The organism is Caballeronia sp. GACF4 (assembly GCF_023631025.1).
Taxonomy (GTDB): domain Bacteria; phylum Pseudomonadota; class Gammaproteobacteria; order Burkholderiales; family Burkholderiaceae; genus Caballeronia.
On sequence record NZ_JALQDW010000042.1, the window covers coordinates 1 to 13,527 of the forward strand.

The window sequence follows — 13,527 nt, forward strand, 5'->3', positions numbered from 1 at the left end:
GGGTCGATCAGCTCGACCGCCCGGACCTGATCGATGAAGCCGCGCATCAACGCATCGCGGCCGCGTGATGGCGATGCGGTTCTGAAAGGCGTGCGGCGGACGCATCGCCGCATGGCGCTCGCGTGAGATCGGCTCAACGCCGCCTTCCATCGAATGCGCCGAATCGAACGCGTTCTTAGCGTATTCAGAGGGCACGGAGCCGCGCACAAGTTTGTCCAACTCGCGCGCCAGAGCAAGCAGATGACTCAGCGCCTCGCTTCCCTCGAATCCGCCGAATCCGCCGACTCTGCTGAATCGCACGCAGTCTTGAGCGTGTTCAAAAGGCGCAACGCCGCGCGAAAATCGTCCCACTCGCGCCATTGCGAAAAGCGCGCGCACGCCGTTTCCAGCACCGTCATCGCCTGCGCGTTGCGGCCGCTCGCATGCAAGTGACGCGCGTAGCTCGTGGCCGCGGTCAGATAGAACGAATCGCTACCCTGCATCGACGCCGTTTCCAGCGCGGACGCAAAGCAGACTTCCGCATCGAGCGACACGGCCTCGCCCGGCGGCCCCATCAGCAGAAGTTCGCCCTGCGTGCGCAAGAGTTCGCTCGCATACCACGCGTCGCCATTGTCGTTGCAACGCTTGAGCGCGCGCACGGTCGTGTCGATGGCTTCGCCGTGCCGTCCCACCTGCCCGAGCGCACGCGCATATTGCGCGGCAAGCATGGAGCGCGGCGCGTTGAAGCCGAGCGTATCGAGTTCCTTCAACGCCGCGTCGAACGCTTGAAGGACGTCGGGCGTGATGTCATCGAGCGAAATCAGGTACGCGTCGAATGCCGCGCCGCACGCCTGCGCAACGTTCAAACCCGTGCGCATCGAAATCCCAAGCAGCATGTCGATAGCCTGCCGCGCCGCCTCCCGTTCGCGCGAGAGCAACGCCAGCGGGATGCGCGCTTCGATCAGCACATAAGCGGTCACGATAGCCTGCTCGGCGGCGCATGCATCCACGACGCACGCTTCGGCCAACCGCCGCGCCTCGTCGCGCGCGCCTTGCAGCCAGAGCACGCGCGCAAGCGTGGCCTCCCCGACGATCCGCTGATCGACCGATCTCCCAAGCGGCATACGCGTCTGCAAGCGCGCCGCATGCTGCAGAAAGTGTTCGAGCGATGCCCGCGCCTTCGCCTGTTCGCCCGCATAGTGGGAAGCAATGCCGAGCAGCCGATAGCCGAGCAGCACATCGGTCGATTCCGGCTCGGCGTCGGTGGTCTGCGAATCGGCGGCGAGTGCCGCAAAGCGCCGGGCGAACGACAACGCGCTGCGCACTTCGCCCGCGCTTTGGCTCGCGTTCCACATGCCCCAGAGCGCGCGCGCCTCGAAGACGCGATCCGCCAGCGCCAGCGACAACGCCAGCACTTCCGACCACAACGCGCGAGTCTCCTTGTCCGGACCATGCACATAGACGAGCGCGGCAGCAAGCGCCGCCTGCAGACGCATCCGCACGCGCATGCAGCGATGCGAGAAAGCTTCCGCCTCGCGTCCGGTTTGCAGCGCGGCAAGCGAGCGCCGCGCCCACACGCAGCATTCCTCGACGAGCGAGAGTTCGAACAGCAGCGAGACGAATTTCACGCACAGCGTTTCCGCCAAAATGGCATCGCCTTTGGGCGAAAGCGTCCATGTCAGCGCGGCGCGCAGGTCGCCGAGCATGTCGCGCATGCGCCGTTGCCAACCTTCGGAGTGATGTCCGCCGCCATGCTGCGCGTCGTCGTTCAAAAGGCTCGCGAAATGATTGGCGTGACCGAGCGATACGCGTTGCCGCTCGCCGTTGTCATCGAGTTTTTGCAAAGCATAGGCGCGTGTCGATTCCAGCAGACGATACGCCGCTCGGCCGTTCCCCGTCTGCCGTGCGACGAGCGATTTCTCCACGAGTCCCGTTACCGCCGCGATCACATCGAACTCGCGCAATGCATCGTCGCCGACGATGGCGACCGCCGCTTCCATCGAAAAGTCCGCCACGAAAATGCCGAGGCGGCGCAGGGTCGTGCGTTCGGCGTCATCGAGTAAGGCGTGGCTCCAGTCGAGCGTCGCGCGCAAGGTCTGATGCCGTGGCAGCGCCGTGCGATTGCCGCCCGTGAGCATGCGAAAGCGGTCATCGAGATGCGCCGCAAGGGTTTCGACACCGAGTATCGTGGCGCGCGATGCAGCCAGTTCGATGGCGAGCGGTATGCCGTCCAGCCGCCGGCAAACGGTGCCGATGAGTTCCATACTGCGTTCATCGCACGAAAAGCGCAGGTCGATGGCGCGCGCGCGAGCCAGAAACAGTTGCACGGCGCTGCATCGCTTTATGTCGACGCCCGAGGCGCTTGGCGCGGGCACGCTGAGTGGCGCGACCCAGTAAAGATGCTCGCTCACCACCTTGAGCGGTTCGCGGCTCGTGGCCAGCACGCGAATGGAATCGCTCACCGTGCAAAGCGCATCGGCGAGACTCGCCGCAGGCGTGAGAACGTGTTCGCAGTTATCGAGCAGGACGAGCATGCGGCGCTCGCGCAATTCCTGCGCGATGACGGCAAGCGAGCGCGACCCCGCCGCCGGATTGATGCCGAGCGTGCCGGTGAACGCCGCCAGCACGCTTGGCAAATCTTGCGCGGGCGAAAGCGAAACGAGGTACACGCCGTCGGGGAAGCGGTCGAGCGAGCGCCGTCCGGCTTCGATGGCGAGCCGCGTCTTGCCGATCCCGCCCGCGCCGATCAGCGTCACATGCCGCGCCGCTTCGAGCGCGAGCAGGATATCGGCGATGGCGGTATCGCGTCCGACGAGCGGAGACGTATTCGAAGGCAGGTTGTGTGCAACGCCGGCGTTGGCGACGCTCGTGGGCGCATCGGCCGGTTGCCTCGTCCTGACGAGCCGGTAACCGCGTCCCGAGACGGTCTGGATCAGCACGCGGTTCGCGCCCAGCACCTTGCGCAGCGCCGACATGTGCACCTGCAGATTGTTCTCTTCGACGAGCGTATCCGGCCATACCGCCGCGAGCAGGTCGTTCTTCGAGACGAGCGCGCCGTCGGCGGCCACGAGCACGGCGAGAATATCGAACGCACGGCTTCCGAGTCGAACAGGTTCGTCATCGAGCAGCAATTGCCGACGCTCGAGATCCACCTGAAGCGGTCCGATGCGAATCATGCGCAATGGTCCAGCATATGAAGGTTTGAACGTAGCCCCGGCGCCGCACCCAAAATTCTGGCGCCCGGAAAGTGCCCCCGAAGCATAGAGCACCCGCCTTCTCCCATGTTTGGAAAAAACCGGGCTTATCGTTCAATAATTTTGCACATGCGTTTTGCACATGCGGCGCAGCGTCGAACCTAGTCGGGCAACGCGGAAGCCAAGATCATGGCGCGTGCATTGCCCAACGAAGCGTTGCGCCGTTGCGGCTTGTAGACGATATCGCCACGCACGATCCCCGCGCCCGTGAGCGCGCAACGGCCAATCTTGCGCGCCTGGCAACGCACCCAGACCTGATCCGCATAGCGGCAACGCGTCGCGTCCTGCCAGAGAATCGCGATGGTTCTCGACGACAGCCGCTCCAGCACCTCGATGCGCGCATGGTCCGCAAACGGCTGCGTCTCGCGTCCGCGCATGCGCTTCAAAGCTTCCAGCGCCGCACGATGCGCCATGTCGTTGCCGCCTTGCAGCGCATCGATCACATGCGTCCAGACCGCGCCGCGCGTGAGATTCGCGATCACCTCCGCCCCTCTTGCGGCACGTGGCGGCAGGGTTCTACGTTCTGCTACGAGGGCTTCTGGCATCGCGCATCTCCGCGTGGTCAGGCGCCGGGCGCGTCAATGGCCCGGATCGCCTTCGTAGTTGACGGGCACCCACTCGTAGCGGGCGCCCTCCTTTTTCACATGTCCCAAACCCGGAAACGCGATGTGCGCCGCCGCCACGAGATCGCCCTCGCGCGCCATGAGATCGAGCGCGGCGCGACGCGAACGGCGCGCGGCCGGTGCATCGGTGTCGTACTCGACGGACGCCTGCGGATTGCGCAACTGAATGCTCGCCACGTGGATCACGTCGCCCCACGCGAGCATCGTCTTGCCGCCGCTTTCGATGCGATACGTCGTGTGTCCCGGCGTATGACCCGGCGTCGCGATGGCGCGAATGCCGGGTTCGAGTTCGACATCGCCCGAGAACGGCACGAAACGGCCCGCCGCCACGTAAGGCGCGACGGATGCGCTCGCGGCATCGAAGAAAGTCGAGAGGAACGCAGGCGCCTTCGGCTTGTTCGCGGCATCGAGCCAGTAGTCCGCCTCAGTCCGGTTCACGCGCAGCACGGCGTTTGGAAACGCCATCGCGCCATCGACGATGACGCCGCCCACGTGATCCTTATGCAGATGCGTGAGCAGAATCTCATCTACGTCTTCCGGCCGATACCCCGCCGCCCGCAGGTTCGCCATCATCCGGCCGCAGCACGCGCCGTACAACACGCCCGCGCCGGAGTCGATCAGAATCAGCTTCGCGCCCGTGTTGACGAGGAACGCGTTGATCGAGCCTTGAACCGGCGCATCGAGGAAATCGCGCCGCAAGTCCTCGGCGATTTCCTTCTTCGATACACCCTCCACCACCGTATCGATGGGAAACGGATGCGTGCCGTCGGACAGCGCCGTGACTTCGAATCGCCCGAGCATCAGGCGATAAAAGCCCGGCCCTTGCGTGCCGACCATCGGCGCGCGGGCGAATGCCGCGTCCGTCGTCATGAAGGCGCTGACGCAAAGCACGAGGCATCCGAGACTTCTCCACTTCGACATGAGCGTTTCCCTTGCACGCACCGGTTCTCACGAAGCATAGCCACGCATAAATCGGCAGACGCGCTAATCGTCCTTAAATGTTATTAATCGGCGGTGACCGACAAGCTCAGATACGCATGAATCTGACTGACCACCGCCGCGCCGTCGCCGACCGCGGAAGCCACGCGCTTGGCCGATTCCGAGCGCACGTCGCCAACCGCGAAGATGCCCGGCACGCTCGTCTCCAGCGCGAAGCGCAGCCGCGTGCCGTGTTCCGTGCGCCCCGATCCCGTCATCACGAAGCCGCGGTTGTCGAGCGCGACGCCGCTCGCCGCGAGCCAGCGCGTCTCCGGGTCCGCGCCGATGAAGAGGAACAGATGCCGCGTCGCGATGGCCTCGTCACGCGCCTCGTCCGCATGATGGACGCGAACGTGCGTGAGGCCCGCCTCGTCGCCTTCGAGGCCGCTCAACGTGCAGCGCGTGCAGAGCATCACGTTCGGCAGGGAAGCAATACGGTCGATCAGATACCGCGACATGCTCGCGCTCAGGCTTTCGCCGCGCACGAGCACCCGCACGCTGCGCGCGAAGTTGGCAAGAAAGACGATCGCCTGACCGGCCGAATTGCCGCCGCCGATCAACACGATGTCCTGCCCCTTGACGAGCCGCGCCTCGATGGTCGACGCCCAGTAGTACGTGCCGCGCCCTTCGAAGCGGTCGAAGTCCTCGACGTCCGGCTTGCGATACGCCGCGCCGCTCGCCGCCACGATCGTGCGTGCGCTCACGCGCTGGCCATCGGTGAGCGTGACGACGAAGACGTCGTTCTCGGGCGTGACGCACGTCACCTTGCCCGGAATGGCGAGGTGCGCGCCGAACTTGAGCGCCTGCTGAAACGCGCGGGCCGCCAACGCCTGGCCCGAGATGCCGGTGGGAAAGCCGAGATAGTTTTCGATCCGCGCGCTCGCGCCCGCCTGACCGCCCGGCGCGCGCTGATCGAACACGGCCACCGAAAGCCCTTCGGTGGCCGCATACACCGACGCCGCGAGCCCGGCCGGTCCCGCGCCGACGATAGCGACATCGTAGATATGCGAAGGCTCGAACGCCGGCACGAGTCCCAGGCACGACGCGAGTTGCGCCTCGTCCGGCGCGCGCAACACGTAGCCGTTCGGGCAGAAGACGAGCGGGAAGTCGTCCGGACCGGTCGTCATGCCGGAGAGCAGCGTCACCGCTTCGGGATCGGTGCGGGCATCGACCACGGTTGCCGGGTGCGCGTTGCGGCGCAGGAAGCCTTGCAGACGGATCAGCCGCGCATCGTCTCCATTGCCGACGATGATCGGCCCGAGCCCCTGCTCGATCAATCCGAGCCGCCGCAGGATCAGCGCACGCATAATGTGCTCGCCGAGTTGCGCGTCGGCGACGATCAGCGCGCGCAGCTTGTCGGGTTCGATGACGAGCGTTTCGGCGTCGGTGAGCGCGACGCCGTCGATCAGCGCGGGCTTGCCCGAGAGTTGCGCCATCTCGGCCATGAAATGCCCGTCGTCGTGTTCGGTGACGAGCGTGGAGCGCCCGAAGCTGTCGCGCGAAGAGATGCGCACGCGCCCCTTCAGCAACACGAAAAGACCGAGCGCCACCTTGCCCGTTTCGAAGATCATGTCGCCTTTTTTGAACGACATGGGTCGCGCGAAACGCCGCACGCTTTCGATCTCGGTATCCGAGAGACGCGGAAACATCTGGTGCTGACGAAATTCAAGCGAGGAAAAAGGCACTTCGAGTTCGGATGGCGTCGCGGCACGCCCGAACGGCCTCGGTAGATCGGAATCGCTCATGACTCAGGCTCCATCGAATGCTTTACCAGCCGAACTTGAGTTCGGCGCCCACGTAGTCGGCATTGCTCGCGCCGAGATCGCGCAAAGACGAGCCGACTTGAAAATGCACGGCCTCGACCGAGGCCACGAGATTCGCCGCGACGTTATAGTCCGCGCGCACTTGCGTATAGAAGCCGGTCCAGCGCGAGCCGCGCCCGGCTGTTCCCGGCACGACCGCCGAGCCTTGTCCGTAGACGGCGTCCGCGGTGGTCTCACGCCATTGCAAGCCGACGCCCGCGAGCAGCGAGAGCTTGCTGTTGGGCTTGAGCGTGAGCGACGGCTTGATATGAATCAGGTTGGTGTATCCCGTGTAGCCCGCGAGCGTGAAGTAATAGCCGTTCGGAAAGAGCGGATTGAACGTGCCGACGCGCCCATCGCCCGGATGACGGTCGCCCGAGGCGGCATCGATCTGAATGCCCAGACGCGGGGTCCAGGGCGCCGCCGCCAACGTGTAACCGGCGAGCGAACCCACGGCCCATGCGCTGATCGTCTTCTCGCCGACATGACCGCTTTGATACATGCCTTCCACGTCCCAGTCGATATGCGAGACATTGCCCGCGTATCGCATGTCGAAGACATCGCGATGCTCGTCGCCGCTGGCATCGAGAAAGCGCGCATTGCTGCGGTTATAGCGCGAGTAATATGCGGACAGATCACCCGGCCCCACGCCCTGACGTTCGACGCGCGCGCCGCTGAAGGTGAGATGACGATTGGAGACATCGTCGAAATCCGTGTTGAAGCGATACTGCACCGGCTGCGTTGCATAGGCGATCCAGCGCCACGGACCGGTCTCGTAGTCGCCCCAGAAACCGTCGAAAGCCTGCCGCACGTTCGGGCCGTCGCGCACCGATACGAAGCGCTGCAAGTCGAACGCCATCTCCTGCCGCCCCGCGCGAAATTTGACGAGCCCGCCCGCGAGCGGATGCGTGAACGCAATGAACGCCTGACGCAGATCGAGCGGATTCTTGTCGACGGAGGTCACGTTGTCCTTGCCATACGGACGCGCGTCTTCCAGTTGCGTGAACACTTGCACATAGGGGCCGAGATGCACATCGGCGTGGACTTCGAGACGTTGCAGCACGTAGGTATCGTCGCGGCCGGAGCCTAAGCCGAAGAGCGGCGCGTCGTTCATCTCGACGCGTTCTCGCAGCACCGCGCCGAGCGACACATACGCATCCGGATTGCCGAACAGCGGAATGTACTTGAGCGCGTCGAGCGGGCGTTTCGGCACGCAAGGCAGACCGAGCACGGACCAGTCTTCCTGCCAGCGATTGAACTTGATCGCCGGCCGCGCGCACGATGCCCCCGGCGCGGCGCTGGCGTTGGTATCGTCGCCTGCGCTGCCGAGCGCCGTATCCGCCGCGGATACGGGCAGCGCCGCCGCGATCCCCGTGCCGATCAAGAACATACGCAGCGAACGCAGCGCACGGCAGCGTCTGGAACGATCAGCGGCCATCGTGGATTTCGGCGATATATCCGCCCGGGAACTCGACCATCGCCGTCTTGTAGCTTGCGCTCGCATAAGGCGGGACCAGCACCTTCGCGCCTGCCGCTTGCGCACGTTGCAGGGTCGCGGCGAGGTCATCGACACCATAGCCGGTCGTTTCCTTGCCGAACGGAAACGGCAGCTTGCCATCGGTTACGAAGACGACCATGCGCCCAAAGTTCGAGTCGATGCGAATCTGCCGGAACGTCTCGCCCGGTTTGCCGATCACGCCCGCATCGGCACGCGCATTGTCCGAGACCACCTTGCCGTGAGAAAAGCGCAGCCAGCGGCGCACGAAGTTATTCGCTTCGTAACGCGAGACATAAACGCGGTTGTCGGGCACGCTTTGCAGCGGCGCGTAGTTCGGCGCCTTGGTATGCCAATAGAGCTGCATGACGAGGCCGCCCGGCCACTGGATGATCGCGTCCTTGCCGATGGGGTCGTCGAACGGTTCGACGATCACGTCCGCGCCCGCCGCGCGCGCGGCCTTCACGGCGTCGTCGATATCGGTCACGAGATAGCCCGTGCGCTCGTTGCCGAACGGATAAGGCACGGGCGTTTCGAAGCCGAACACGGACAGCATGCCCACGGGCGTCTGCACGTATTGCGAAGCCGTCTTGCTCGGCGTGGGCGTCACGGTGAAAACCGCCTTCTGCGATGCCTTGCCGCCGAAGGTCGCGAGAAAGCTCTGCACGAAGGTATCGACATCGGCGGATGCGACGTAGACGTGGGTCGTATCGTATTGCGGACCGACCGCGACTCGACCCTTGATGGCGGACGCGGCGGTAGCGTCATGCGGACCGGCATCCGCGAACGATGCGAGAGGCGCAATGCCGATGAGAAATGCCGCCGCGATGGCGCTTGAGCGAACGAGCTTGATCATGTCGATACTCATTGATGTTTGAAGTGAGCGAACCGTAAGTCACGCCGCCCGGGCAACGCGCGGCGGCCATGCGAGCAACAGAAGCAGCGCGATGGGCAAGATCAGGCCGTAGAACGAGAGATGCACGAAGGCGAGCGCGCCGCCCACCGCGCCGATGGCAAAGGCAAGCATGGCCGTGAGCGTGGCGCGCAAACGCCCAAGCACTTGCGGCCCTTCTGCATGATGCGAACCGCGATGCGCGAGATCGACCAGATCGAGCACGATCTGCGTCACATTGCCGGTCATCACTGTGTTGGGCAGGCCGGGCTTCTGCAAGACTTTCGGGCGCGCGTTCTGCACGCCCATTGCGGTGGCGCCCAACACGCCGCAGAGCAGCACCATGCCCGATGAAGCGTCATCGATAGGCAACGCGAGCAGTCCTGTGCCGAAGAACGCGAACAACAGCAACGCTTGCCACAGATGCAATGCTGCGGCGATGTAGGCGTCGCCACGTGCCTTCATGATCTTTGCCGCCACGCTCGCCGATCCCACGCCGACGATGAACGCCGGAAACGCCAGCAGCTTGAGCAGCACGCCTTGCCCCACGCCCGCGACCTCCGCGCCGATCAGCACGAAGTTGCCCGTCACATGTGCCGTGAAGAGGCCGAACAACGCGACGAATCCCAGCGTATCCACGTATCCCGCTATGAACGCGAGCACCGTCTCTTCATGATCTTTCAAGGGATTTCTCCGGTGAAACCTCAGCCGCCTTCACGCGACGTGCCTGCCTTGTCCTTCGATACGACGTTCACGCTTTCGGTTTGCGCGAAGAACTGCGACTTCACGACCGGTATTGCGTGTTCGCCGAGTACCATGCCGAGCAGTCCCGCTAGCGCGATCAAAGGCGGCGCGGGTGACTGCACGCGCAAGAGCCAATAGAGCAGGCCGACCGCGAAGCCCACACCGAGTGAAATGACATAGCCCATGTTCTCTGTTCCATCCTTTCCTAAAGAAGAAACGCTGTCTCTCCCTTAAGGGAAAGCCTAGCAAGCCGATTGATAATTGGCCTTGGATAAAGCTTAAAAAACCTTAAGACCTCAAAAGGTCAATTGATGAAAACGCTTCACGCCCTCGCGAATCCATCCGAAAAGACTGCTATGTTCCGATGCCTGCCCGGCAGGCACCGCGCGCAACATCTGGTCGCTCGCACGATGCTCGGAAAGCAGCCTGCACATCTCGCTCGTGACCTCGGGACGTCGCGCGAGGATGGGCGTGAGCGCCTCCTTGTCGAGCCGGTACACGACGACGCGCGTCGTCGCACGCACGGTCACATCGCTTTGCACGCCCGCGAGAATGCCGGATTGACCGATGGAATCGCCGGGTGCAAGTCTTCGCACTTCGAGATCGTGCGATGCTTTCGGCACCGTCACGCTTGCCACGCCACGCGCAATGATGTGCAACGCCTGACCTTCGTCGCTGCCCGCTGCAAACACCGTTTCGCCCACTTCGAAAACATGACGTGTGAGGCGTTTGGAGAGCTCGTTCAGTTCGTCCGCATCGAGCGTATGAAAGATGGTCACGTCGCGCAACAACACGAGCTTCTCGTCGATGGCTTGCGTCGTCTGCCGTGGCGCCGACAACGGACGCAACACGACCGCACGCGAACCTAGATGCCGATGCGCCAGATCGAAGAGATCGCTGCGCACCGAAACTTTCTTGTCGAGCGAATCGACGTAACAAAGAATCTCGTATTCGATGGCGTCTTCGGTCGCGCGCCGCACACTTACGACCGGCGCGGGACGGCCGATAACGTCGATGCAACTCGCTGCGGCATCGCCGAGCGCATCGAGCACGACAGCGGGACGCACCGATGGATCCACCGAGAGCACGACGCTGATGCCGTTCGTATCGAACGGCTGATTCGAATTAACGATGTTCGTGCGCGCCGCGACGCTGTTCGGGATCACGACGATATTGCCCTGCCCGTTGAGCAGGCTTGTCGCGCGCCAGTTGCTCTCGACGACCTTGCCTTCGGCATCGCCGATAGTGATCCAGTCGCCCAGACGAAACGGCTGCGTGGCGTTGAGCACGATGCCCGAGAACACATCGTTGAGCGTGCTCTGAATTGCAAGGCCGATGACAATGGCCACCGCGCCCGAGGTCGCCAGCAACCCGCGCACGGGCAACTGCAACACGAACGCAACGGCCGCGACCGCGGCAGCCAGATAGACGAGCGCACCGAGCACGTCCTGAAAGAGCCGCTCCTTGTGCCACGCCTCGGGCAGCACGATGCGGTCGAGCATGATCGTGACGAGCCGCGCGCCTTGCAGCCACCACATCAACTCCAGCACTTGCGCAAGCAGATGCCGCAGCGGTTCGTTGGGCCAGGGCGCCGCAAAGAGCGGATTCATGCCGTGCGCGAACAACACCCACGTCGATAACGCGAACATGGACGCACGAAACGCAAGCCGCATAGGCTCGCTTCTTCGGTCCATGAAGCGCCACGCGAGGAAGTCTACGACGAGTATCGCGATGCCGAAGAGCAGGCCGTCGGTCAGGGTCGGCATCGCGTCAGTCGCCCTTGTTCAAAACGCGAAACAACTGCATCCCAGCGCGCCCCAGAAGCCGTTCGAGTCGCTGACAGGTACGTTCTTGCGCCACGCGAAACCGTGCGCATGCGCATGCACGTTGCAAAGATTCACGCAACCGTCCACGCAGGCAACCGCGGTCGGCTTGTAACGGCTATAACCGCCGAACTCCGCAACCGGCGACCATGACGGACTCACCGGCAAGTCCGGGGGACCGTATGGGGTGAACTCGTCGCTCGCATAGACGACCTTGCCGCCCACCACGGTCATGACCGAATCGAGAAACTTGATGCGGCTTTCATCGACGGTGAAGAAGTCTTCCGATAGCACCGCGAAGTCCGCGAACTGCCCCGCGACGAGCGCGCCCTTGCGATCGTCCTCGCTTGAAAACCACGCGCTGCCAACGGTATAACGGCGCAACGCTTCCATGCGGTCGAGTTTGTTCGCGCCGTTGTACATGGCCGTGCCGCCGACCGTCTTGCCCGACACCATCCAATAAAGCGAGACGAACGGGTTGAAGCTCGCCACGCGCGTGGCATCGGTGCCCGCGCCCACGGGCAGACCGGCATCGAGCATGTGGCGGATAGGCGGCGTGCGCTTCACGGCTTCCTCGCCGTATCGTGCGATGAAGTACTCGCCTTGATACGCCATGCGATGCTGGATTGCGATACCGCCGCCAAGCGCCTTTACACGGTCGATATTTTTCTGCGTGATGGTCTCGCAATGATCGAAAAACCAGCGCAAGCCATCGAAGGGAATGTCGGCATTCACACGTTCGAACACATTGAGGAAGCGTTCGATCGATTCGTTATAGGTGGCATGCAGACGGAACGGCCAGCGGTTTGCAACGAGCAGACGCACTACCGCTTCGAGTTCGGTTTCGAGCGTGTCGGGCAGGTCGGGGCGCGGTTCCAGAAAGTCTTCGAAATCAGCCGCCGAGAACACCAGCATTTCGCCTGCGCCGTTCACGCGCAGGAAGTCGTCGCCTTCGCCGGGCTTCGTCATCTTCACCCACTTCGCGAAGTCTTCAATCTCCTTCTTTGCGTTCTGCGTGAAGAGGTTGTACGCGATACGCACGGTCAATTCGTTGTGCTTCGCCAAGTCCATGATGACAGCGTAATCGTCGGGATAAGCCTGATATCCGCCGCCTGCATCGATCGCGCTCGTCACGCCAAGACGATTCAACTCGCGCATGAAGTGGCGCGTGGAATTGCGCTGCTCGTCGGGCGGCAGCTTCGGACCCTTGGCGAGCGTCGCGTAAAGAAGGCCCGCGTTGGGCCGCGCGATCAGCATGCCGGTCGGATTGCCGCGCTTGTCGCGCTGAATTTCGCCGCCGGGCGGATCGGCTGTTTCCTTCGTATAGCCGACCGCGCGCAAGGCCGCCGCGTTGAGCAATGCGCTGTCATACAGATGCAGGATGAACACCGGCGTGTCCGGGGCAATCGCGTTGATCTCTTCGAGCGTCGGACCACGGCGCTCCGCAAACTGAAATTCGTTCCAGCCGCCGACCACGCGCACCCATTGCGGGGCGGGCGTGCGTGCAACCTGCTTCCTCAGCATGTCGAGCGCGTCCGCAAGCGACGGAACGCCATCCCAACGCAACTCCATGTTGAAGTTGAGGCCGCCGCGTATGACATGCAGATGCGAATCGTTGAGGCCGGGAATCACGGTGCGCCCGTTGAGATCGATGAGGCGCGTCGCGTCGTTCGCATGACGCATCACGACTTCACGCGATCCTGCTTCGATGACCTTTCCATCGGCAACGGCGAGTGCATCCGCGAACGAACGCTTGTCGTCCTGCGTGGCAATCTTGCCGTTGAAGAATACGGTATCGGCGCGCGCGGGCGTGCCTGAACCCGTGCCTGAGCTCGTGCTTGAATTCATGGGCGTTCTCGTGTGAGGCGTGCCGCGACGCGGCGCTTGCTGGAAGCCGGCGCGATGAACTTCGCGCCAGCCTTTTCGATACGACTGCG

11 protein-coding genes are annotated in these 13,527 nt (G+C 63.6%); all 11 read right to left on the reverse strand.

The annotated features are described in order from the left end of the window. Positions 1-219, reverse strand: a 219-nt coding sequence (locus NCR40_RS30085) for a hypothetical protein (protein WP_250511675.1), incomplete at its 3' end; no start/stop codon positions are given. Positions 220-245: 26 nt separating this feature from the next. Next, positions 246-3,155: an ATP-binding protein gene (locus tag NCR40_RS30090; protein ID WP_250511676.1), complete on the reverse strand. Its 2,910-nt coding sequence runs from the start codon at positions 3,153-3,155 to the stop codon at positions 246-248. A gap of 179 nt (positions 3,156-3,334) precedes the next feature. After that, positions 3,335-3,778, reverse strand: coding sequence for a DUF3331 domain-containing protein (locus tag NCR40_RS30095; protein ID WP_250511677.1), 444 nt, complete (start codon positions 3,776-3,778; stop codon positions 3,335-3,337). Positions 3,779-3,811: 33 nt separating this feature from the next. Beyond that, positions 3,812-4,777: an MBL fold metallo-hydrolase gene (locus NCR40_RS30100; protein WP_502801049.1), complete on the reverse strand. Its 966-nt coding sequence runs from the start codon at positions 4,775-4,777 to the stop codon at positions 3,812-3,814. A gap of 83 nt (positions 4,778-4,860) precedes the next feature. Beyond that, positions 4,861-6,579, reverse strand: a complete 1,719-nt coding sequence (locus tag NCR40_RS30105) for an FAD-dependent oxidoreductase (protein WP_244831214.1) — start codon at positions 6,577-6,579, stop codon at positions 4,861-4,863. Between the two features lie 22 nt (positions 6,580-6,601). After that, positions 6,602-8,140 carry an alginate export family protein gene (locus NCR40_RS30110; RefSeq protein ID WP_502799784.1) on the reverse strand — a complete coding sequence of 513 codons (1,539 nt, stop codon included), beginning with the start codon at positions 8,138-8,140 and terminating at the stop codon, positions 6,602-6,604. Continuing rightward, on the reverse strand, positions 8,064-8,999 hold the full coding sequence (locus tag NCR40_RS30115) for a VOC family protein (RefSeq protein ID WP_502801050.1): 936 nt from the start codon (positions 8,997-8,999) through the stop codon (positions 8,064-8,066). Before NCR40_RS30115 ends, NCR40_RS30110 begins: the two co-directional genes overlap by 77 nt. Positions 9,000-9,026: 27 nt before the next feature. After that, positions 9,027-9,707, reverse strand: coding sequence for a YoaK family protein (locus NCR40_RS30120; protein WP_250511679.1), 681 nt, complete (start codon positions 9,705-9,707; stop codon positions 9,027-9,029). 20 nt (positions 9,708-9,727) lie between these two features. Beyond that, entirely contained in the window at positions 9,728-9,952 is a 225-nt protein-coding gene (locus tag NCR40_RS30125; RefSeq protein ID WP_244831210.1) for a DUF1427 family protein, read from the reverse strand. A gap of 111 nt (positions 9,953-10,063) precedes the next feature. Next, the gene (locus NCR40_RS30130) at positions 10,064-11,533 is read right to left on the reverse strand and encodes a mechanosensitive ion channel family protein (RefSeq protein WP_250511680.1); all 1,470 of its coding nucleotides are present in this window, start codon (positions 11,531-11,533) and stop codon (positions 10,064-10,066) included. Between the two features lie 18 nt (positions 11,534-11,551). Further along, positions 11,552-13,438, reverse strand: a complete 1,887-nt coding sequence (locus NCR40_RS30135) for an amidohydrolase (RefSeq protein ID WP_250467890.1) — start codon at positions 13,436-13,438, stop codon at positions 11,552-11,554. Positions 13,439-13,527 lie beyond the last annotated feature (89 nt).